This window comes from Clostridium weizhouense (assembly GCF_019431045.1).
Classification (GTDB): domain Bacteria; phylum Bacillota; class Clostridia; order Clostridiales; family Clostridiaceae; genus Clostridium; species Clostridium weizhouense.
In genome coordinates, this window is record NZ_JAHXPT010000005.1 from 103,877 (window position 1) to 128,437 (window position 24,561).

Consider the following 24,561-nt stretch of genomic DNA (forward strand, 5'->3'; position numbering starts at 1 on the left):
TACTATTGTTTTTTTGGATTTTTATTTTGTCCATTTGATGAATTATTATTTTTTTCTGATTTATTTGAATTACTGTTTCCTTTATCTACATTGCCTTTTTCTGCTTTATTTGAATTACTGTTTCCGTTATCTATATTATCTTTTTCTTTATTTGAGTTATCATTTTCTGGTTTTTTTTCATTATATTCTTTTTCTTGATTTTTATTATTATTTTTTTCCTTATTTTGATTTTCTTCTGCTTCATTTATATCCTTATTTAAATCTTGCTTATTTTTCTCCTCATTTTGAATATTAGTTTCATCTTTATTTAACACATCATCATTATTTTCTTCAGTATTTATATTATTTTTCCTTAATTCTTTATTCTTCTTTTGTATTTCTTTTACAGAAGTATCTTTATAATCTTCCACTTTTATATTTGGATCTAATGCTTGAAGCTTTTGTATAAGATTTAATTTTCCTGGCGTTATTCCTAATTGTCTTGCTTCTTCTCTTCTTTGTAAAGCTACATTATCTTCTTGAATTTCTGCTTCAATATTATTATTTTCTAAAACTTCATTTGTAACATTTTCTAATGAACTTTGAAGTTCTTCTGACATTGCAATATCATCTGTAGCTGTTGTAATTGATATAACCGCCTCATTATCAGGAGTTACATATCCATTTTCAATAGCATTAGAAATTAATTCTTCAACTGCATCATTGATATTTTCATTAATTAAATCTTCATTTTCTAATATTTTTTCACCATCTTCATTATAACCTTCAACAGAAACAACTTTATCAAATGCATTTACACCTAATTCGACACTCGGATTAATATCAAGACTTACATAAGCTTTTGGAGTTGTAGCATAAGAATATCCCCCTATTCCAACTGTCATAATTCCTACTATTAAAGCTGCACTTAAAATTAATTTTCTTTTCATAAAAAATCCCCCTAACAATTCATTCATAAAATTATGATTTTTTCTTTTGTTTATAGTATAATTTTCTTTTTTGTTTTCAACTTTTTTCTTTACTGATTTCATAATATTTCTTTTTACAAATGGATTCATTCGTAAATTAATATCATCTTCTAAAAGGACACTGGTATCTTCTATATTTATTTCATCTAATACCTCTGTTAATCTCTTCTCCAAATTATAAAACACCCCCTAATATTTTTTTTAACTTTTGTAAACATCTTGATGCCTTTTTATCTATTGTATTAACTTTTAAATTAATAGCTTTAGAAATTTCTTTTGAACTTTGATTTAAATAATATTTTCTTATAATTATTTCTCTATCTGGTTGTTCTAATTTTTTTATCGCTTCTATCAATTTTAAATTTTCTTCTTTCTTAGCAACTAAATTAGTAATATCTTCCTCAGTACCAATATCAAACAAATCGTCTATAGGAATATTATGTAAATTCCTTTTTCCTTCTTTCTTTCTATATAAATCTATCGCTCTTCTTTTTGCTATAACTGCTAAAAAAGCTTTAATAGATCCCTTATTAATATCAATTCTATTTCTATTATTAAATACATCTATAAATACATCACTTACGCATTCCTCTATATCTTCTCTTGAATATATTCCTGAAACTTTATTAGCTACTATTGTATAAATAAGTGGCATATAACAATTCATCATCTGATCTAATCCTTTTTCTGGATCAGAGTCTAGTAAATTTAATAACTGAATATCAGTAATTATGATACACCTCCTTGAAAATCATCTTTTCATAATACTATTCGTATTAATTAAATTAAATCTGACAAATAAATATATATTTTTTATTTTTAATATTATTAATTATATATAAACATTTAAAAAATTATCTTTACACAATACTATTCGTATTACCTCAAAAAAATCTGACATAAAAATATAATTTAAATTTAAAACATATAATGCTATTTTAATCATATGTATAAACTAAACAATCTTTAATTTTATTCTAATTTTTCACTCTCATTTTAAAATATATATTAAAAGTAAAAAAATTTATAATTATATTAGATTGAAATATAATTATAAATTTTTATTTACAATATAATATTTATATTTTCACCACATTCTTTACACTTAGTTTTATTAGTTAAAACTTGAGTATCATATCCCTCTCTGCCTATAAGTAACTTTCCACACTTTGAACAATAAGTATTATTATCTACACCATTAACATTTCCAATGTATACATAATTTAAATATTTCTTAGCTTCCTCTCTAAATTTTATTATTTTTTCTATCTCAGTTGCATTATTTTGCATCTTATATCTTGGAAAATATCTACTTAAATGTAATGGTATATTTTTATCTATACCTGATATAAACTGTGCTATTTCTCTTGTTTCTTCTAATGAATCATTTTCGTTACTAACTAATAATGTTGTTATTTCTACATGACAATGTTTACTACATGTATTTATAGTTTCTAATACTGGTTCTAATTTTGCACCACATACTTTATTATAGTATCTATTTGTATATCCTTTTAAATCAATATTCATGGCATCAATAAATGGAATTAGTTTACTTAATGGTGCTTCATTTATATATCCATTGGTTACTATAACTATATTTATGTTTTTATCATATTCTTTTATTTTCTTAGCAACATCATAAATATACTCATACCACATAAATGGTTCATTGTAAGTAAAAGCAATACCCACATTATTTTCTAATTTAGATATAATCTTAATTAATTCTTCTATACTAATATATTGAGTTTGTGGTTTATTTTGAGATATCTCATAATTTTGACAAAAACTACATCTCATATTGCATCCAAAACTTCCAATAGATAATATACTTTTAGAAGGTTTAAAATGATATAATGGTTTCTTTTCTATTGGATCAGCACCCATAGAAGTTACTTCTCCATAATTTATTGCAATTGGTACATTAGATTTTAAAGTTCTAATTCCACATAAACCGAATTTTCCTTCTTCTAACATACATTTATGTGGACATACATTGCATCTAACTCCCTTATTTGACTCATCATAAAATGCTATTTCGCAATCCAAATTTTACTCACCTTCTTTATATCGTACAACTTCGAACTTTTTTATATTATAATTTTCATTTTGCCATAATCCTGCTTTTTTACATGCAATTTTTAATTGTTCTTCTATTGTGTCTACTCCTTCAAGATCTGGTAATAATAGTCCTCTTTTATATCCATTACTAACTATTACTCCATATTTTTTAGGATTTAATTCTTCTTTTCTACAAGGCTGAGAATCCATAAGTACGTCTACAGATATTTCTATATCTTCTAATTCACTTTCTGATACTGGATTAAATCTTGGATCATGTATTGCAGCCTCTATAGAATTTTTTATTATTTCTTCACCTACACTATTTGTTGTTGGCAATATAGTACCAATACATCCTCTTAAATTTCCAAACTTTTTTAATGATACAAAAACACCATGTTTTTGATTTAGAAGCTCATTAGATACATTAGATAAATCTTTAATTTTCTTTCCATGTGTAAAATAATAAATTAAGTTTTCTCTTGCCAATTTTACATATGGATTTAAATTAGTTAATTTTTTTCTTAAATTTTCTTCTTTCCTTTTTGCTATATACTCTAAAGTATTATTATTTCCATCTTCTAAATCAAATTTCATTACACCATACCCAACTCCAAAAGGTCCTTCATAAGATAAAATATTTCCTTTAATATTACTTCCTTCCGTAACTCCAAGAAGTACTAAGATAGAATTTAATCCACACTCTCCTGCTTTTTCTATCATAGTTTTATTCATATTAAATATCTCTGAAACATTCCCTTTTTCTAAATTATTTAAAATTTCTTTATCAAACTTTTCTCCATATGGAGAATATGAATATGGTCCCTCTTCCTTAAGTTTATGAGAAAGATCACCACTAGCTATAATTACAACTTTTCTATTTAATTCTTCTATTACCTTTTTAATATTCATACCAAACTTATACAAATTCAAATCCCCTATCATAGAATAAGTTATATGAACTAATTTATATTCTTTATAATATTTATTTACAAAATATAAAGGTACCATAGTTCCATGATCTAATTCATATTTTCTATCAAATTGTAATAAAAACTTTGAATCAACAGGTACTGCTGGAATTTCTTCATCTGCACATAATTGAATAATTTTATTATTAAATTCCATATCTATTAAAATATTCATTTTTATATTTGAACAATTAAATTTGCTTAAATCACCACTAATTTTTTCTTCATTTGATATAGCTATAGCATCTGAAAACATAGTAGCATGTGGAGTTATAACTACTATTGTATTAGGTTTTATATCTGAGATTTCTTTAGCTATTTTATTACATGCATTTAAAGTTGATTCAAGCTTTTTTTCTTCACCTTTTCCTATATCCGGAATTATTATAGGTGGATGTGGCATTAAATAATATCCTAATATATTCTTCATGATTACACACCTCTTATAATTTTATACACTCTTAGTTTTTCATACTTTTTTATTACTATGCAATCAATATTCTTATTGTATAAATTCCAATAAAGTTTCTTCATTAATATAAATCTTAAAATATTTATAAATATTATGACTTTGCAGTATAATGAGGAAATCATATAAAAAAATAATAAACCATAGACTCTACAAATTGTACAATCTATGGTTTAATACTCTTTATTTTTGAAGTTCTTAAGTACAGGTCAAAAGTAAATACTCTAATTTTATACTTCTTTCTTCAAACTTATAGGACTAATATCAAGTTTCCTATTTAAATCCTGTATATAATCTTTAACTTTAGTATAAATATCTACTTAAAACATAATCATTTTTTTATATTAACTTTAATGCTTCTTTTTCTTCTAATGGTTTTGAAAATAAATAACCTTGAACATAATCTACATTCATTTTATTTAATTTATCTAATTGTTCTTGAGTTTCAACACCTTCTGCTACTATTGGTAAATTTAATGAATGAGATGAATCTATCATTAATTTTAAAAGTTTTATGTACTCTTTTTTTACATCCATTCCCCATATAAAACTCTTATCTATTTTAATTATCGATAAAGGCATATTTACAATATAATTAAGAGATGAATATCCACTGCCAAAATCATCCAAGCTAATCATTATTCCCATATCTTTTAACTCTTTAATTTTAATTGTATTTTCCTCTATATTTTTAATTAATATTGTTTCTGTTATTTCCATTCCAATACAATCTATTTCTACACCAGTTTCACTTATTATTGATTTTACCTTATTTATAAAATCTTTTTCCATTATTTGAATTGCTGATATATTTACTGAAACTACAATTTTTTCTTTTCTATTTTGATTTATTTTTTTAGCAAATTTGCATGCTTCACTCATTATATAATATCCTATATCTATTATTAAATTACTATTTTCCATAATCTCTATTAACTTAATAACACTAACATCTTTATATTTTTTATTCTTCCATCTAAATAATGCCTCAAATCCTTTTAATTTTTTATCTATTGTATATTGAGGTTGATAAAATAATTCTACTTCATTTTTTTTAACTGAACATTTTAGATCTTTTTCTATATTTAAAATTAAATTCTTTTCTTCTTCTAATTCTTTAGTATAAATCATAAATCTGTTTTTACCTAATTCTTTTGATTTATACATTGCTATATCTACTTTTATAAGTAATTTATCTATATCTATTGCATTATCTCCCATTCCTATTCCTATACTAACAGAAAAATCATGTTCTTTATACAAATGCACTTTTTCTAATATTTGTTTTGCCTTATCACATATAATTTTTTCATCTTCTACATCTTTAAAAACTGCTAAAAATTCATCTCCACCAAAACGACATATAAAAGTATCTTTACAATTTTTTTTAAGTTCATTTGCTACATATATAATAATCTTATCACCAAAATGATGCCCATAATAATCATTTATATCTTTAAAATTATCGATATCTACAAGCATCATACCTATTTTGCTATAATCCTTCTCTTTTTCCATATAATCATATAATGCTCTTCTATTTGCTATCTCAGTAAGTGCATCTGTAAATGCTTGTTTCTTTATTTCTTTTTGTGCTTCTTTAATCTCGGTGAGATCTACAAGTGCACAAGTAATTCCTATAACTTGATTTCCTATATCAAATACAGGTGTTTTATAAATTTCTACTATTCTAGTTCCCTTATTAGTTTTTATAATAGAGTCAAACTTCATTGGCTTCCTACTACTAATAACTTTTTCATTTTCATCATAAATCTTCTTTACAAGATCTTCTTTATAAACATCTCCAGGTGTTTTTCCTATTAATTCATCAATACTTAAATTAAAGTAATCTGCAAATTTTTTATTTCCATTAACATATATACCCTTTGCATCACTTAGCCATACTGGAAATGGTAAATTATCCATAAGTATTTGCAATTTTGCATCTTTATTTTTTAAATCAGTAATATCTCTAGCTATTCCAATAGTTCCTATAACATCATCAAATTCATCTAATACAGGTGCTTTATACATGTTAAATTGTTTAAATCCTTTTTTACCTAGAATTATTTCATCAAAAACTACTTGTTTTCTTTTATTCATAACCTCTAAGTCAAATTCTCTACATCTATCCCCTACATTTCCGTTCCATACATAATGATCTCCTCTGCCTTTTATCTCATCCATAGATTTCCCACTATGCTCCATAAATTCATTGTTTACTTTTATGTAATTACTATCTTTATCTTTAAACCAAGCCATAAAAGGAGTATTATTTAATAATGCATCAAACTGTATATCTTTCATTTTAAAATTTTTTTCAGCTTCCATTAATTTAAGCTGATTATTTATTCTTAATTTTATTTCTTCTAACATAAATGGTTTTAATATATAATCATTTGCTCCAGCTTCTATATATTCTTCTAAATATTGGATATTATCTTTATTTAAACATACTATTATTCCCAACTTAACTTTTAGGAATTGACTTTTTATCTTCCTTATGCTATTAATACACTCTTTATGTCCTATATTAATATCTATTATTATTAAATTTATATCAGCTTCAATAATTTCATTTATATCTTTATGTATTTTTAATTTATATCCTTTATTTATAAATCTATCAGGTAACTTAAAAAAATATTCTTCACTACTAGAAATTATAACTATTTGTCTTTTATTCATTCGTTACTTTTTCCTTTCAATATATCTTCCTTCAAGTAGTATAGCATAATTATATAAAAACATATATGGCTTTTATTACATATGATTTAAAAGACATGTATGTAAAAAATATAACTATATTCATTTTGAGATTTTTTAATTATTTCTTATCTTATTTAAATATCTCTTTTTATATTTAATCTTTGCTATATTACTTATGTCTTTAATCGTTTTATAGTTAGTAATTCCTCCTATAATACCAATTAAAGGTAACCCTTGAATAAATTTTGAAGTTAACATTGAACTTGCCATATATTTAGAACACTGCTGGGTTAAATCATCAAGAAAATATTGTTTTACAATTCCATTGTCTATTTCTGACCCTATTAAGTCGATTTCTTCTAAATATCTCTTTTGTGTATCCCCAGTAGTTACAGCAGCACAAATAATATTTAAAATATATGCCTTTTCTTGATTAGTATCATAATTATATCCATATCCTAAACATATTTCATAAATAGTCTTTAATATAACACCGATAAATAATGGTATATCAGGTAAACCAATGCCTAATATTCCCAGTAAGCCTCCTTCTAAAATACTTATTGATTTATTTAAAATAAGCTTATTTTGAGAGTTTCTATCTATCTTTTTTAAATTCTTTTTTGTTGTTTGTTTATCAAAACCATAATTATTTATATCAAATTCATTCTTTATCTTTTCTTTATTATAGCTCTTTTCAATAAGACTAGTTCCTTTTTGAAAAACTATTTTAAATCCTTTTTCAAAAGCTTTTTCTAGAGTACTTTGAAGTTTTTTAGGTATTTTTTCTTCAACTTTTTGTTTATATGGATTTAATCTATTTTTTATAAATCCATTTTCTTTTTTAGTTAATATTTTTTCTTCTATTTTATTTATTTTATTAAATTGTTTATTTAATAACTTATCTTTTTTTGATGAATTTTTTATCATAATGGACACCTCACTAATCATTAAATCTATATATTTTAATACAAAATTACAAGATAAGCATAGAACTTTCAATTTATTCCATAAATACAAGTTTGATAATTTATATGTAGAAAAATATATAAAACTAATATATTATAATATAAATATACCATAAAAAATAGTTGATATTAAATATAAAAGTTCATGGACAAATGTCCCTTCACTATTATCTTTAATATCAACAATAACTTAAAACATAGTAAATAAAATATTACCTTAAATATGTTGTTTGAAAAATCTATTTTTATAAAATTTTAAGAATATCTTTAGGCCCATTGAAATTAAACTTTGTAATAATATTTTCAGGTGATTTACATCCCCATGATGCTAATGCAAAATCTATTCCAGCACTTGAAGCACAATCCATATCATATTTAGTATCTCCTATATATATAGCCTCTGATTTAGTAACATTTGATAACTCAATAAACTTTAAAATTGGATCTGGATTAGGTTTGTGTTTTTTTGTATCATCTGCACAAATTACTAAATCAAAATGATTATTTAAACCAAATGGTTCGAAATCATTTATATACTCAACTTTACTTTTCGAAGTAACTATTCCCATTTTTACATTTCTATTACTCAATTCTTCTAAAGTATCTTTAAAACCTTCAAAAACTTTTATAGTATGAAAATATTCTTTTAAGTATTCATTCCATTTATTGTTTACTTCATCAATATTATGTATTCCTAATTGATTTAACGCTGCCTCTCCTGGAATTCCTAATGCAAATCTAAGTTGTTCTGTATCTACCTTTTTATTTAATTCCTCTAAAACTACTTTTTGAAGTGATGAAAGAACTGCTAATTCAGTATCTAAAATAGTTCCATCAATATCAAATATAATATACTTATACATATTATCTACCCCCATTTAAATTTTATCTATAAATTTTTTATCAATTTTACATCATTGTTTATTAAATTTAAAAGTGTTTTATTAATTCCTTTAAAAGAAATGCCAATATCATCCTTAACTATAAATATTTCTGTTTTAATATTATTTTCTTTATAATTTTTCTTAATTTTTTCAATTAAATTGTACCTAAAATCATCTCCTCCTAACACTATTAATGAAGGATTAAGTATATAGTTAATTATTGATAATATATTTACTACTATATCTATATACTCTTTATCAGTTGGGTTGTTTTGCAATAGTTCATTCACTCGTTGATCTCCTAATTTTATAAACCCAATCTCTCCAGCAAAATTATCTTTTCCTTTTACTAATTTGTTATTAATTATTATTCCTGCCCCTGCTCCTAATTTATTAAAATTAATATATACCATATTCAAACATTCTTTTATATTATTTTTTTGATTGTTTACATATTCATCTAAAAATCCTAAAGCAGCTGAATTTAAATCATTTTCCAAAACTACAGGTATATTATATTTTTCCTGAATATGAATGTTTATATCTATTTCCTTTAGTTCAGAAAAAGTTCTTCCAGATAAGTAACCATTTTCACTAACAATTCCTGGTACACATATTCCTATTGCTTTTATATCTTTATCATTTTTTATAAAACTTTCTATCAGATTATCTATAATAATTTTGTCTAAGAGCTCACTTGTTTCTATTTTATTGCTCTCTATAATATCACCTATACCATTCACTAAGTTATATATTACGTATTTTCCATTTATAAGTAGAGATAATATATAACTTTTATTTTTATTTAATGAATACCTTTCTGCTCTTCGTCCACCACTTGATTTATCTAAGCCTGTATTTATTATGTCATTACTACTTTGTAATTCTAATAATAATTTTCCAACTGTAGTTTGACTAATACCAGTTCCTTTAACAATTTCTGTTCTACTTGCACTACCATTATTTCTTATAAATTCTAATATTAATGAAATGTTTACTCTTTTTAATTCTTTTGGTTTACCAGATATTTTACTCATGTATATTCCACGCTTTCAAAACTTTTTGAATAAACTTTTTAAAGTTTATGTTTAAAGTATATCGTAAAAAATTAATAAATACAATATATTAATTTTTTATACATCAAATTTTTCAAACATATATATAATACGCCATATAATTTTTTATTCGTTAGTTTTTATTTCTTTAACTTAAAACAAAATTGTAATTTAATTTATTACAATCTATTGAATAATATAATTTTTTAAAAAATAAAGAATGAACTATTTTAAATGCATAAACATTATTTTTAAATAGTTCATTCTTTATTACATAGATGTGTTTTAAAATAGTGTGAATATTATAGTATTTACTTAAAACATAGCCTTCTTTTATAAATATATTTAAACTTAATTTTATTAAAAACAATTTTTAAGATTTCATTAAATTTAACACTTCTTTTTTTATTTTTATAAATTTATCATCTGTTACAATATCTTCTTCTCTAATTCCACCTAGGTTAACATTAATTTCTCCCCTTATTACTGCTGGTTTTTGAGAAATTACATATATTCTATTTGAAAGAAATATAGCCTCTTCTATATCATGTGTTATAAATAATATCGTAGTCTTCATTTCTTTAATTAAATCTAAAAGCCACTTTTGCATTTTCTTTCTAGTTATTGAATCTAGTGCTGCAAATGGTTCATCTAACAACATTATATCTTTTGATGTCAAATAAGTTTTTAACAAATTTGCCCTTTGCTTCATTCCTCCTGATAATTGAGTTGGATATTTATATTCAAAACCTTTAAGACCAAACATATCAATATATTTTAATACAATTTCTCTAGCATTTTTCTTATTAGATCCTCTAAATATAAGTGGTATTCCTATGTTATCTATTACCTTTTTCCAAGGAACCATCATATCTTTTTGATACATATAGCTAGCATTGCCATTAACAACTATATTTCCACTATCCTCATTTATTATTTTAGTAATAATATTAAAGATAGTGCTTTTCCCACTTCCTGATGGGCCTACAATTGAAATAAGCTCACCTTCTCTTACATTAAATGTTATATCTTTTAATATTTCTAACTCACCAAAGCTTTTTTTAACCTTTGAAAGTTCTATTTTATTTTGGTAAGAATTCATTTGTATAAGCCTCACTTGCTTTCATATCCTTAGTAATAATTCCATTATCTAAAAGGAATTTTGTGTAATTATCCCAAACACTATCCTTCATTTCACCCCATCTTTTTGCATCAGCCTTATATTCTTTAGCTAGGAATTTCATACTATCTATTGCTAAATTTTCATCAATTTCTGGCACTTTTGAAACTAATAATTTTGCACATTCTTCTGGATTTGATATACATTCTTCATATCCTTTTGATGTAGCCTTTAAAAATTTCTTGATCAATTCTGAATTATTATTAATATGATCTTCTGTGGTTGCTATAATTGGAGTATAGTAATTTAATGATTCATCTAATTCTCTAAGTGGTATGTAATTTATATCAAAGTTTCTTTCCTTAGCTTCTATATTAGTCCATCCTTCAAAAACCCACTCAAAATCTATATTATTCTTTGTAGCTATAAAGAAATCTTCTGTACCTGCATCTACTCTCTTAAGTTTTGAAAAATCAGCTCCCCATTTTTCCATTACAGTCTTTAAAATTGCTTCTTCACTAGGACTTCCCCATCCACCATATACTTTTCCTTCAAAATCTTTTACTGTTTTTATTCCCTTTTCTTTTGGTGATGCAAATCCTGATGTGTTATTTTGAATAATTGTAGCGATAGCTTTAACTGGTAATTGAATATCTGAAGTTCTAGCAAACGTTAAATCTTCTTGATAGCTTATAGCAAAATCTGCTTTTCCAGCTGAAATTAATTGTAATGCTGCTCCTTCTGATGGTTGAATAATTTCAACATCTAGTCCTTGTTCCTTATAATATCCTTTTTCCTGTGCTACATAAATACCTGTATGATTTGTATTAGGTGTATAATCTAAGATTAACTTAACCTTTTGTAAATCTTCCTTCTTGGCACTCTTTTTAGTTGAATTACATCCAACTAATCCAGCAGAAATTAGCACTGCTGACATTGCTAATGCTAGTAATCTTCTCTTTTTCATAAATGGTCCTCCTTAAATCTTAACTTATTCATTTTTTGCATGATTTAAATAAATTCTAATCTTGTACTCTTTTCCACGGTGTAAATTTTCTTTCAATAAATGTAACTAAAATAAATATTCCCATACTAATTGCAACAATTACAATTATCGCTGCAAACATTTTATCTAGTGCATATGAACTTCTAGCTCTCGTCATATATACACCAAGTCCTTTATCCCCTCCAAGCCATTCTCCAATTACCGCACCCATAATACTATAAGTTGCTGCAATCCTCATTCCAGAAAAAAAGCTTAGAATTCCATAAGGAAGTTTTAAGTGTAAAAATACCTTTAATTTTGATGCACCCATTAATTTAAAATGATTTATAAAATCGTTATCTACAGAATTCAAACCATCTGATATGCTGATAACAATTGGAAAAAAGCATACTAATACTACAACTATTATTTTAGGTAAAGTTCCAAATCCAAACCATATTATAAACAATGGCGCTAATGCAATTATTGGTATCGTTTGTGATATTACAAATATAGGATAAAGAGTTCTTCTTACTAATGGAATCATATCCATAAATATTGCTAAAATTAATGCTGCTACTATAGCTAAAGCAAATCCTACTATACCTTCGTATACTGTAATTAATATATGAGGAAGCATTACACTAAAATCCTTTATAAGAACTTTAATAATATCACTTGGTGCTGGCATAATATATTTTTCAATTCCACCTAATGAAATAATTATTTCCCATAATATCAAAAGTCCAATAACAAAACCTATTGGTATTAACTTATCCCCTATATTTTTTAATCTTTTCATCAATTGTTACGCCCTCTTTTTTATAGTCAATCTTAACAATAGAAGCTACTCTAGATGCACCCTCTTCTACGCAAATTTCTTGTGCTCTTTTTACAATTTGAAGAAGAAAGTCTAGCTCCCCTTCCATTGTTGTCTCCATCGGACCTACTTCATATTTTACCCCTGTTGATTGAATGTATTCTATAACCTTATCCACTACTTGATATGTCATCTCATCTGGTACCTTTGGTATTACTTGTAAGCTCACATTACATACTGTCATATTAATCCTCCTAATTTTTAAACTATATTTTAAAACAAAATTATAATTTAAGTTATTTGTAAATTTTTTAATACAAATTCCTAGAAATAAAAAAAGCATAAAATCATCTAATCCAGACAATTTTATGCTTGTGGTTACTAATTCAATATTATACTTAAATAATACAGTCTCCCTACGTTGACATTATCCAAATCAGGTTATGGGTCGAAATTTTAAATAATTTCCTCTCAGATAGTTTACTAACTCCCCAGCTGTTATTATGTTATTATAAGTTAACTATATATTTTTTTTCCTATTGTGTCAATATAATTAACAATTTTTATTAATTAGTCTATACCGCTTTTTATACCTTATATATCTTTTAAATAGCTGTTACTTTTTTATTATATCTTTAATTCAAAATCTTGTTAATCTAAAAAAATTCTTCTCTATAATTTTTGATAATTCTTTAATTGGAATTTTCTTTATTTTAGATACACTTTTCATAACATCCATTATTACTCTTGGATATCCATATTCTCCATTTACCCATTCTAAGGCTGTTGGTCCATCAGTTTCTACAAGTAATCTATTTATTGGAATTTTAATTAACACTTCTTCTGTTAATTTTGAATATCCTACATCAACACTTACTGTAAAATAACAACCTAATTTTATAAGATTATCTAAAGTTTCAAAATCACCACTATACCAGTGAATAATTATATTACTATAATTATATTTTTTAAGAATATTATAAATTTCTTTTTCTGCCCCCTTTGTATGTATAGATATAACCTTATTCCTTTTAATACTTTCTTCCAATATAAACTTAAAAATTCTTCTCTGTGCCTCATAAGTTTTTTTATCTTCTATCCAAAAAAAGTCTAAACCTATTTCACCAATCAATTCACTTTCTTCAATATAAGGAATTAGATCTTTAAGTTTGCCTTGGTATTCATATGCCTTCCAAGGATGTATTCCAAAAGTTGCTTTAATATATTTACTCTTTTTGCTATATTCCTTATTTTTCAAATAACTATCTAGGTCCATACCATTTGTAATAGTTAAAATTTTTAAATTATTAATTTCATCTATAGCATTATCTATATTATCTTTAAAGAAATCTAAATGAGTATGTGCATCAATATACATTGTTTTCTCCTAATCAGATTTTTATTTTATAAACTTATTTACTATTATAACTAGTTTATTTATAAATTTCTATTAATTAAAGATAGTATCATACGCTATTTTTTGTAACTTTAGAGCAGTATCTGAATCTAAATCAGCTGTGTATTTAAGTCCAACTGGAGATTCATCATAAAGAGTTGCATATAAAGTACATGATGCCAAATATGTTCCATAAACACTAGGATGCATTAAATCTTCTTCATCCCATAAATTAATTTCGGGATATTTTTCTGCACATCTCATAAATGCTATTCCTGCTGGAGAAAGAAGTGAATCTAACTCTTTTGAAATAGAGAAATAACTATTAGCAATTTGTGTTTGCATTTCTTCTCTTGTTGTTTTTTGATTTATTCCAAATTCAGATAAATCATCTCCATTTTTATAAGCCCATGTCATAAAAAAGATAGTTTGTCCATTTCCATCTTTTATTAGTTTATTAAGTTTTCTTGATGCTGGATACATGCTGTTTTCAGCATCTACAGTGGGAATTCTACTTTGCTCTTGTAAAACTACATAATCCCACTGATAATTTTCTAAAGCATCATAAGCAATTGATCCTACTTCATCTTTTTTATCTGCAAATAATTCTAAGCGATAACAACCTTCTGAAAGATCATAAATATTAGGACTAATACCTCCACTTTCTGAAAGCTTAGTAAACATTGATGGTAAATCATTTACAAATAAAAAGCTATTACCTAAAAATAATATTGAAGGACTTTTACTAATAGGCTTTTTGGGTTTTTTTAATTGTAATGTCTTATTAAAATCCATAATCTCATTTCCATTTTGACTATTAGTTTCTTCTAAATAAGTTTTAGTCTCCTCATTTTTAGATTCTGAACTTAAACCTAAAGATTTATCTTTAGAACATCCAGAAAATAATAATGCAATCATTAAAACATATGTACAATATAATATTCTTTTGTTTAAATTTAATAATTTCATTAAAATACTCCTATCTAATAAATTAAAATATAATGGGAAATTTATCTATAAATCAATTTTCGTTGTTATTGTTATATACTTTAGAGTAATTATTAATTGTATTGTATATTTTTAAGCTACATAACTTCAATTCCTCATCTGCTGTATTGCAATTAGGTGCTACTATAGCATTAAGTGAAAATATTAAGTTATAAAAATATAAAAGATGTTATTATAAAATAATCTAAAAGTTATTTCATAATAACATCTTTCCTTATTAAATTTCCATTATTTTTTTGTTTATATGTTTAACCCCATTATTTTCTTTGATTTTCCAAAATAAAACAGCTGAACCTGTAACTATACCACATATTATTGCATATAAAATAAATAGTGGATTAGATATGCTTCCTAATAAAATAATAACTGAACCTAATATAGCCATAGAAGGACATACAATCCCCCTAAATTTATTCTTAATTTCTTTTCTTAATCCCATCTTTAATACTTTGTAATATAAAAGTATATATATGATATAATTTATTGTAACTGCGATTTCTGAAATATCTGAGTTTGGTAATAGATTAAACTTCTGAGTTAAATAATGCATAATAATTACTATAAAACAAATTCCAATAGCAATAAAAGCTGAAATTAAAGGAATACCTAATTTTTCATTAAATTCAGATACCCTATCAGAATACGGGAACATTTCTCTTTTAGCTAAAGAATATGGCATTCTTAACATTGCTAATACTAATCCATTGGCAGCTCCTAAAACTGAAGTAATAACAAATATTAATAATACTTTAGCACCCATAGAACCAAATAAACTATTTGCTACAACATCAACATGAGCATCTCCTAAACTTATAATTTTTTCTGGCCCTATATATAGAGATATTCCAACAAAATATACTATGTATATAATTAGAATAACTATTGGAGCTACAATTAGTGCTATTGGTAAATTCTTTTTGGAATCTTTTATTTCATGCCCAATAGATGTAGCTATTATCCACCCATCAAATGAAAATGATATTGGAGCTATTGCTGAAATCCAAGCAAATGATTGCATATTAGTAACATCAGTTATTTTTATATTACTAGCATGTCCAAACGTAACTCCTATAACTGCAACTAATATTAACGGTATTAATTTTATAACTGTAGCTAAATTTTGAAAATATCCTCCTAGCTTAGCTGATAAAATATTCAATAAAAAGAATAGTAAAATAACACATATTCCTATACCTATTTGCTTTTCTAGTGTCCCTTCTATTTCAAATAACATACATGTGTATATTCCTGTTACCCATCCAACAACTGCAAGTAATGCCGGATAATATATAAATGTATTCATCCATCCAAATGAACAAGCAACTGCTTTACTATAGTACTCTTCTGCATATGCTATTATTCCACCTTCTTTAGAATTTCTTGAGGCTAACTCTGCAATTGTTAAACTACCAAATATAATAGCTATCGATGCAATACAAAAAACTAATACACCTAAACTAACACTCCCACCAGTTGCAACTAGTATATTATCACTTTTAAAAAAAATTCCTGATCCAATAACTATTCCTATAATCATGGTTATTGCTGTAAATAATCCATATTCATTTTTTTTCATAATCGTCTGTTCTCCTTAAATACTTATCGTCTGTTGTTTAATTTAGACTATCTTTTAAAATCTATACTAACTTTACAAAACTCTGCTTTCTTTATATTTCCGATTTATAATATCATACACTTCTTATTTATTCAATGTATATTAATACTTTTTTAGATAAATGTGCCTACAAAACAATTAAACTTTTTGTCCTCATTTTTTACTCTAATACATATGTTAATAATATAATTTTATTGAGGTGATAAAAATTTATAAAAATATTATTATGAAAAAATACTCTAATAAAGAACTTACATTGGAACTTCTCTCTTTTTATGACAAATGGAAAAAACTCTACTTAAGAACGGTTAAAAACTCTTCTCCTAAAAAAGAATATCTCTTTGATACTTTAGAAGCTCCTACTGAAAATAATGCAGTTACATCTTCTGTTGCAATGGGATATGGCATGGTAATTTTTTCAATTATGAGTAACTTTGATTCTACAGCTAGAGAACATTTTAACAATATCTATAATTTTATAAAAACTTATCCTAGTATTTATAATAATAACCTCATGGCCTGGCAACAAATTATTACTGACAGTGGAGAAATAATAAACACTACTCCCAAAACTTCTTCTACTACTAATGGTGATATGGATATATGTTATGGACTCCTTATTGCCAATAAACTTTGGAGAAAAAAATATAATATAGATTATAGACTAGAAGCTCTTAAAAGAATTAATGCATTAATGGATAGTTGTGTTGATAAAGAAGATTATATATTGAATTTAGGTGATTGGGTTAATACAAATGTTAATAGTAAATTTAAAGGTATAACTAGAAGCTCAGATTTTAGTATTTATATTTTAAAAGAATTTGTTAATGTTGATGTTAAAAATAATAAATCTTGGAGAAATATAATTAAAAAAAATAACAATATAATAAATAACCAAATGAATAGAGAAAGTAAAAAGAACGGACTTATGCCAGATTTTTTTATTAAAGATAGAAATCAATTTATAGCACCGAAAGGACAAATTCTAGAAACAATTCATGATGGAGATTATTATTATAACAGCTGCAAAACGCCTTGGCGTTATTCAATGGATATTTTATTAAACAATACTCCTATTACAAATCAGTTATCTACTTTAAATAATTGGATAATTACAAAAACAAATTCTAATCCTAAAAATATAGTTTCTGGTTACTATGTAGCTAATTCCACTCCTGGGGAGTCTTTTGGTGTTCCTAATGACTTATCTTTTATTGCTCCATTTTTAGTTTCATCACTTATTCAAAGAAAAAACGAAATGTGGACAATAGAGCTTTGGAAACTATTAATAAACACACCAATCCAAAATTCATTTTTTTATGGGAATACACTTAAGCTTCTAGCTATGATAATTGCCACTGGAAATTGGATTAGTCCAAGTAGTAATCTTAAATTTAAATAGGTTTATATATTAAAAATTCTATAAATTTAAATATTATATACACATTAATTTAAATTTCAAATTAAAAAATAATATAAAAGCTGTTATATATATCATATAGTTTAATTTACTTATTAGTTTAGTAGTACATTATAAGTTTTAAAACATATTTTATTATTAGATAGAATTGTATGTTAACTTAAGAAAAAGGAGATAGACTATATGAAAAGTGTCAAGAAAAAATTAATTTTAGGTTTTTCTTTATCTATGAATATGATTTTAATCTTTACTTGTATACTAAACTTTAATCTAACAAAAAATAAACTTAAAGCTCAATTACAAGCAAATGAAATTGCTGTTGCAGAACAAATAAGTAATGATATAGATAAAAATATGAAAGAAATTCAAAGTATTGGTGCTTCTATATCTTTAATGAATGAAAATTTCAAATATGATAGAGAACACTATATAGAATTAAAGCAATATCTTAAACAATCTTTATCTAAGATTCTAGAAAGTAATGATGATTTAGAAACTGTGTATACCTTTTTCAAACCAGATATGAAAATAGAAAATGAATTACCCTATGAATGCATATTGAGAGATGAAAATATGAAGGCATCTCCTTTTGAACCTTCTGATATAAATGATTTTAAATATTGGGAACAAGATTGGTATAAAGTAGCTCAAAGTTATGATAAGTATATATGGACAGAACCTTATTATGAAGAGGCTACTGGTAGAAAACTTATATCTGGTGTAAAAAAAATGATAGATGATAATGGAACTTTCATAGGTGTATCTGGCATAGATGTAAACATGAATAGAATAGAAAATATAATGAACAACTTAGATTTAAAGGATGGTTCTTTTTGTTTTATAGTTTCTGATCAAGGAAATTATATATATCATCCTAACAAAGAATATATATTAAGAAAAAATATATCAGATAATAATGATCCATTATCAGTTTTAACAGATAAATTAAATAAAGATATAGAAGGCTTTAGCGATATAATTATTGAAGATAAAAAATATTATGTATTTAGCCAAAATATTGATTCTACAGGTTGGAATTTAGTTGTAGCTTATCCTGTTGATATAATAACTAATGAACTTTACGATTTATTATTTAGTGATATAATTGGTTTATTTATAGGAAGTATTTTAACAATTTTAACTTCTATATTAATAAGTAAAAATATTTTAAAAAATATTAACAAAGGAGTAGCATTATCAAATGCTGTTTCTAAAGGAGACTTAACGTATAATGTTAATTTAGAAACAAAAGATGAAATAGGTATCTTAATAAATTCCATGAATGAATCGTCTAAATCTGTAAGAGATATAGTTAAAAGCATAAATGAAGATATAACTCAATTAAATGGAATAGTAAAGGAATTACAAAACAGTGGCAAAAATATATCTACAGCATCTAATGATATAACAACTCAAATTAAAACTGTTCAAACAGACATAGCACATCAAGATAAAAATATTAATGAAATTTATAAAAATTTTAATCAAATAGATACTTTTATGGATAATATCTATGATTTATCAGAAGAAAATTTAAAGAAAACTATACAAAGTGTTAAAGTTATTGATAGCACTAAAAACATTACTGAAACTTCTATAAAAGAATTAACTAATGTTCTAAACTTAATAAAATTTGCAGTAAATTCTATGAATAAATTAGAAGAAAGAACAAAACAAATAGAAGAAACTTTAGATTTAGTAAAAAATATCTCTAAACAAACAAAACTTCTATCATTAAATGCAAGTATAGAAGCTTCTAGAGCTGGTGAATCTGGTAAAGGGTTTGTTATAGTTGCAAAAGAAATTAAAAAGTTTTCACAAGAAACAGAAATAGTCTTGCAAAAAACAGAAAATCTTATTAAAGAAATAATAAGAGAATCTAATTCTACTGCTAAACTTATGAATATGGATATAAATGACAGTATAAAAGAATTAAACAATATTAAAAATTCTCAATCTGCTTTAAATAATATAGCTGAAAACTTAAATAATTTTGAAGAATTTGCAAAAAATTTAAGCAATTTAGTAGAATTACAAAAAAATACAAGTACTGTAGTAAAGAAATCTTTAAAAGATATATCCTTATCTTCTAATAAAATAGAGAATTCTATAAATGATATAGTAAACTATAATATGAAACAAGAAAAAACAGTTCATATATTAAACCAAAATTCAAAATTATTGAATATAATAACTGACTCTCTAAAAACTTTAATATCAAGATTTAAAATATAAAATTATGTTATTAATCATATATAAAATCAAAATGGATTATCTCAAACTAAATGTAATATATTTTTTAAATATATACAGATACTTTTCAAGATAATCCATTCTTATTAAATATTATATATACTTTAATTAATCTGGCATTAATATAAATCTGATAATAAATAATATTGCAAATATGTATAAAAGTTTATGTACTTCTTTTGCTCTACCAGTTGATATTTTCATAATAGGATAAAATATTATTCCCGCTGCTATTCCATTAGCTATTGAATATGTAAATGGCATTAAGGCTATTGTAAAAAAAGCTGGTACAGCTTCTGTAAAATCCGAAAATTCTATTTCTTTTACTGCACCCATCATTAAAACTCCAACTATTATAAGTGCTGGCGATGTTGCATTTTGTGGTATAACTCCAATTATTCCACTAAAAAATAAAGATATTAAAAGCATAATACTTACTACTACATTTGAAAGACCTGTTCTTGCACCTGCTGCTATTCCCGCTGCTGACTCTACTACTGTTGCTAAAGTTGTAGTTCCAAGCATAGCACCACATGTTGTAGCTACTGCATCTGAAGCTAGTGCTTTTCTAAGTCCTCTTGCTTCCCCATTTTCATCGATCATTCCTGAACTTTGCGCTGTTCCAACTAATGTACCAATTCCATCAAATAAATCAACTAAGCTTAATGTAATTACAACCATAAATACTGTTAATATTGCTCCTAATATACTATTTCCATTATGTGTTAATAGCCCTTTTAAGTCAATTGCAAAGAAAGTTTCTCCAATATGAGGAAGTGAGAATATTTTTGCTCCTTCTAAGCTTGTAACCTCCATAGGAATTCCTATTATTGTTGTTATAATTATTCCAATTAACATTGATCCCTTAATATTTTTAGCCATTAATATTAGCGATATAACTAATCCTATTAAAGTTAAAATTACTGCCTTATTTGTAAAATCACCAAAAGCAACTAAAGTTGCTTGATTTGGAACTATTATCCCACCACTTTTTAATCCTATTAATGATACAAATAATCCTATTCCTGCTGTAATAGCAAATTTTAAATTCTGAGGTATTGCCATTACTATTTTTTCTCTTAAAGAAGTAAACGTAATTATAATAAATAAAATTCCCGAAATAAATACAGCTGCTAATCCTTGTTGCCATGTAAATGCCATTTTTAAACATATATTATATGCAAAAAATGCAACAAGCCCAAGCCCTGGTGCTAAAACAAATGGTAAATTCGCATAAAATGCCATTATAAAAGTACCAACTGCTGCTGCAATGCACACTGAAGCAAAAGCAGATGCTATTATTGGATCTGATGCTATATTAAGAACTTCTGCTGCATTCCCCTTTATTCCTTCTACATTCATTCCTCCAATTTTTAATATGTTAGGTATTACTAATAATGCATACGCAAATGTTACAAAGGTAGTTAGCCCCCCTATAATTTCTGTCTTAATATTAGTACCATTCTCCTTAAGTTTAAATAGTTTTTCTAGTAAATCTTTCATTAGTTATTTGCCTCCAGTGTAATTTATTATGTTATTTTTTTGCATAAAAATACTAGCATATAGTTTAGGTAAACCAAATGCTAGTATTCATATACTAATGTGATTTACCCATAGCGAGAATATTTAAGGTTATCTCGTAGAAACATCTGAACCATATTATCAGAAATATATGGGTTTTACTATTTTATATTTTTATATAATACTATATATAGTATAGGTTGTACAGTATTTAAACTTAAAACTCTGTTTTATATTAAATTACTCTATTTTGTTTTTTAATTAAATTTTAAATACATCAATATTTTTAGATACTTCTTCTGACATATACTGTAATTCTTGAACACTATTATTTACATTTTCAAATGAAGATTGTTGTTCATTTACAGATGCAGTTACTTCTTCAGTTATACCTGCTATTTGTTGAGTTGAATCTGTAACTTCTAAAATTGCAGATAATCCTTTTGTTTTCTTATCATTTACTATATTGATATCATTTGATATTTCAGTTGTAGTTTTAACCATCTTATTTAAAACTTTTTGTATTTCTATAAAAGCATTTTGCATAAGCTCAAATGCTTTGTTTTCTTGATTACTTATTTCTTCTGTATTATTTAAAGTACTTCTAGTTGTATTAACTAAAGAATTAATATTTTCTATAATTGAAAAAATATTTTCTGTAGCTTGTTGTGTTTCATTGGATAAATTTTTTATTTCATTTGAAACAACTGCAAATCCTTTTCCTGCTTCTCCTGCCCTTGCTGCTTCAATTGCTGCATTCAGTGATAAAAGATTAGTTTGTTTTGCAATATTACTAATAAGTTCTAAAAAGTTAGATATATTATTTATTTCATCAAATAACTTTTTCATAATATTTTTTAATTCATTAAAACTATAAATTGATTCTTGTTTTAAATCAACTAAAGAAGATACCTTTTTTTCATTTTCATTAAGTGAATTTATTACTTCGTTATTTTGAATAATCATAGACTTGTTCTTTTCTTCAAGATTATTTATCGCATTATCTAAATCTAAAGTTTGTATTCTACACTCTTCTACCTGTTGAGCTACATTACATATTTTATCAGATATACCGTTCATCGCTTGAGTTATTTCAATATTTGAAGCTGAAACATCTTCACTAATTACAAATAATTTTTGTGATTGTTCATTAACAATAACTACAGAATCATGAACATTTCCTATTATAGTTGATAATTTTTTAGTAGTTGAATTAATTTTATCAGCTAATTGTTCTGTTTCATCTCCTGTACAAATATCTTTAATTCTAACACTCAAATCTCCATTTGAAACAACATCCATATGCCCTGTTAATTTTTTTATAGGATTAGTAAACTTCTTTGATAAATAATAAGTAATTATTAATGATATTATTAGTACTACTATTAATATAATTTTAGCATAATTAGAAGCTATTTTTACTGGAGCAGACATATCTTTTATATATCCTGCTGAATAAACATGCCAACCAACACTTGAAATTGTTGTACTTAAAGCAATTTTATCTTCTCCTTCATATTTATAACTAATTGTATTAATTTCATTAGTTTTTTGGTTTAAATTATTATCTAAATCATATAATATTGTTCTATTTCCAATTAACTCTTTATCTTTATCGTATATAATATTTCCATTTGAGTCCGTTAAAAACACATTATATCTTCCATTGTTGTATTCACTTAATATAGGTTTATATACATCTGCAATAATATCCCTACATATTAATCCATTAAAATTACCATTTTCATCATACATTCTTCTAGCTATAACATTAATACAATTTCCTGTTTCATTTGATTTAATTATATCGGAAATATATGTATCCTCTCCATTTTTTATGTTGATAAAATAGTCTCTACTTGATACATCTAATAATAATCCTTTTTCATTTGCAGCAGCAATGATTATCCCATCTTTATTGATTAAATATTCATTTTCAATATGGGTATCTTTAATATTTTTTATGAATATATTATTTAATGTATTTTGAAGATTAACTAAATCATCCTTTCTATTTTTTAGCTCATTTATATCAACTTTAGCAAAATCAATAAACTTTTTATCATAAAGATATCCGTTAAGTTCTACCGATTCACTCTTTAATAAATAATCAATTGATGTTGACATTCCTCTTACTTGTGATTCAAAATTAGCTAATATTTGTTTATATTGTTTATTTTCCATAAACTTTAAAATTATACTATTAGTAATTATTGAACTAATTATTAATATAGCTCCAACAATGACCATAAATTTACTTTCAACTGACTTAAATATTGCTTTCTTCTTAAAATTATTTTTATTCTTTTGCTTAAATAAACCCATTCTCGACTCC

The 24,561-nt window shown here is 24.8% G+C and carries 19 protein-coding genes and 2 riboswitches; of the genes, 2 read left to right on the forward strand and 17 right to left on the reverse strand.

Translation table 11 applies throughout. The features are described from left to right. Positions 1–2: 2 nt before the first annotated feature. The 15 genes from KYD98_RS08270 to KYD98_RS08340 all read right to left on the reverse strand — a co-directional run bounded on the left by KYD98_RS08270 (position 3) and on the right by KYD98_RS08340 (position 16,993). Entirely contained in the window at positions 3–1,142 is a 1,140-nt protein-coding gene (locus KYD98_RS08270) for an anti-sigma-I factor RsgI family protein (protein ID WP_219779145.1), read from the reverse strand. Between the two features lies 1 nt (position 1,143). After that, the gene (locus tag KYD98_RS08275; protein ID WP_219779284.1) at positions 1,144–1,701 is read right to left on the reverse strand and encodes an RNA polymerase sigma factor; all 558 of its coding nucleotides are present in this window, start codon (positions 1,699–1,701) and stop codon (positions 1,144–1,146) included. 332 nt (positions 1,702–2,033) lie between these two features. Continuing rightward, positions 2,034–3,020, reverse strand: coding sequence for an AmmeMemoRadiSam system radical SAM enzyme (gene amrS / locus KYD98_RS08280; RefSeq protein ID WP_219779147.1), 987 nt, complete (start codon positions 3,018–3,020; stop codon positions 2,034–2,036). 3 nt (positions 3,021–3,023) lie between these two features. After that, positions 3,024–4,433, reverse strand: coding sequence for an AmmeMemoRadiSam system protein A (amrA, locus tag KYD98_RS08285; RefSeq protein ID WP_219779148.1), 1,410 nt, complete (start codon positions 4,431–4,433; stop codon positions 3,024–3,026). Between the two features lie 378 nt (positions 4,434–4,811). After that, positions 4,812–7,160: an EAL domain-containing protein gene (locus KYD98_RS08290; protein WP_219779149.1), complete on the reverse strand. Its 2,349-nt coding sequence runs from the start codon at positions 7,158–7,160 to the stop codon at positions 4,812–4,814. Between the two features lie 135 nt (positions 7,161–7,295). Then, on the reverse strand, positions 7,296–8,111 hold the full coding sequence (locus tag KYD98_RS08295; RefSeq protein WP_219779150.1) for an EcsC family protein: 816 nt from the start codon (positions 8,109–8,111) through the stop codon (positions 7,296–7,298). Positions 8,112–8,394: 283 nt separating this feature from the next. Continuing rightward, on the reverse strand, positions 8,395–9,012 hold the full coding sequence (locus tag KYD98_RS08300; protein WP_219779152.1) for an HAD family hydrolase: 618 nt from the start codon (positions 9,010–9,012) through the stop codon (positions 8,395–8,397). Between the two features lie 26 nt (positions 9,013–9,038). Then, positions 9,039–10,070: an ROK family protein gene (locus KYD98_RS08305; RefSeq protein ID WP_219779153.1), complete on the reverse strand. Its 1,032-nt coding sequence runs from the start codon at positions 10,068–10,070 to the stop codon at positions 9,039–9,041. A gap of 391 nt (positions 10,071–10,461) precedes the next feature. Next, positions 10,462–11,190, reverse strand: coding sequence for an ABC transporter ATP-binding protein (locus tag KYD98_RS08310; RefSeq protein ID WP_219779155.1), 729 nt, complete (start codon positions 11,188–11,190; stop codon positions 10,462–10,464). Then, complete coding sequence (locus KYD98_RS08315) at positions 11,171–12,175, reverse strand: ABC transporter substrate-binding protein (protein WP_219779156.1); 1,005 nt, start codon at positions 12,173–12,175, stop codon at positions 11,171–11,173. Before KYD98_RS08315 ends, KYD98_RS08310 begins: the two co-directional genes overlap by 20 nt. A gap of 55 nt (positions 12,176–12,230) precedes the next feature. Next, a complete protein-coding gene (locus KYD98_RS08320) occupies positions 12,231–12,995 on the reverse strand; it encodes an ABC transporter permease (protein ID WP_219779285.1) in 765 nt (254 codons plus the stop codon). Next, positions 12,967–13,257 (reverse strand): thiamine-binding protein, encoded by a 291-nt coding sequence (locus tag KYD98_RS08325; RefSeq protein ID WP_219779158.1) that lies wholly within the window; start codon positions 13,255–13,257, stop codon positions 12,967–12,969. The genes KYD98_RS08320 and KYD98_RS08325 overlap by 29 nt, the downstream gene beginning before the upstream one ends. A gap of 151 nt (positions 13,258–13,408) precedes the next feature. After that, positions 13,409–13,517: riboswitch (TPP riboswitch) on the reverse strand. Between the two features lie 136 nt (positions 13,518–13,653). Beyond that, positions 13,654–14,391, reverse strand: coding sequence for a TatD family hydrolase (locus KYD98_RS08330; protein WP_219779160.1), 738 nt, complete (start codon positions 14,389–14,391; stop codon positions 13,654–13,656). A 72-nt stretch (positions 14,392–14,463) separates the two neighbouring features. Continuing rightward, complete coding sequence (locus KYD98_RS08335) at positions 14,464–15,378, reverse strand: DUF4886 domain-containing protein (RefSeq protein ID WP_219779161.1); 915 nt, start codon at positions 15,376–15,378, stop codon at positions 14,464–14,466. A 256-nt stretch (positions 15,379–15,634) separates the two neighbouring features. Next, positions 15,635–16,993 carry an APC family permease gene (locus KYD98_RS08340; protein WP_219779163.1) on the reverse strand — a complete coding sequence of 453 codons (1,359 nt, stop codon included), beginning with the start codon at positions 16,991–16,993 and terminating at the stop codon, positions 15,635–15,637. 265 nt (positions 16,994–17,258) lie between these two features. On the opposite strand from KYD98_RS08340, the gene KYD98_RS08345 reads away from it, so the two are divergent. Together KYD98_RS08345 and KYD98_RS08350 are read left to right on the forward strand one after the other, a co-directional pair. Then, entirely contained in the window at positions 17,259–18,434 is a 1,176-nt protein-coding gene (locus KYD98_RS08345; RefSeq protein ID WP_219779164.1) for a glycosyl hydrolase family 8, read from the forward strand. A gap of 201 nt (positions 18,435–18,635) precedes the next feature. Then, entirely contained in the window at positions 18,636–20,687 is a 2,052-nt protein-coding gene (locus tag KYD98_RS08350; protein WP_219779165.1) for a methyl-accepting chemotaxis protein, read from the forward strand. 126 nt (positions 20,688–20,813) lie between these two features. On the opposite strand, the gene KYD98_RS08355 is transcribed toward KYD98_RS08350, so the two are convergent. Both KYD98_RS08355 and KYD98_RS08360 read right to left on the reverse strand, forming a co-directional pair. Beyond that, positions 20,814–22,208 carry an NCS2 family permease gene (locus KYD98_RS08355; RefSeq protein WP_219779167.1) on the reverse strand — a complete coding sequence of 465 codons (1,395 nt, stop codon included), beginning with the start codon at positions 22,206–22,208 and terminating at the stop codon, positions 20,814–20,816. Positions 22,209–22,299: 91 nt separating this feature from the next. Next, positions 22,300–22,401, reverse strand: a riboswitch (purine riboswitch). An 86-nt stretch (positions 22,402–22,487) separates the two neighbouring features. Next, positions 22,488–24,551 (reverse strand): methyl-accepting chemotaxis protein, encoded by a 2,064-nt coding sequence (locus KYD98_RS08360; RefSeq protein WP_219779168.1) that lies wholly within the window; start codon positions 24,549–24,551, stop codon positions 22,488–22,490. Positions 24,552–24,561 lie beyond the last annotated feature (10 nt).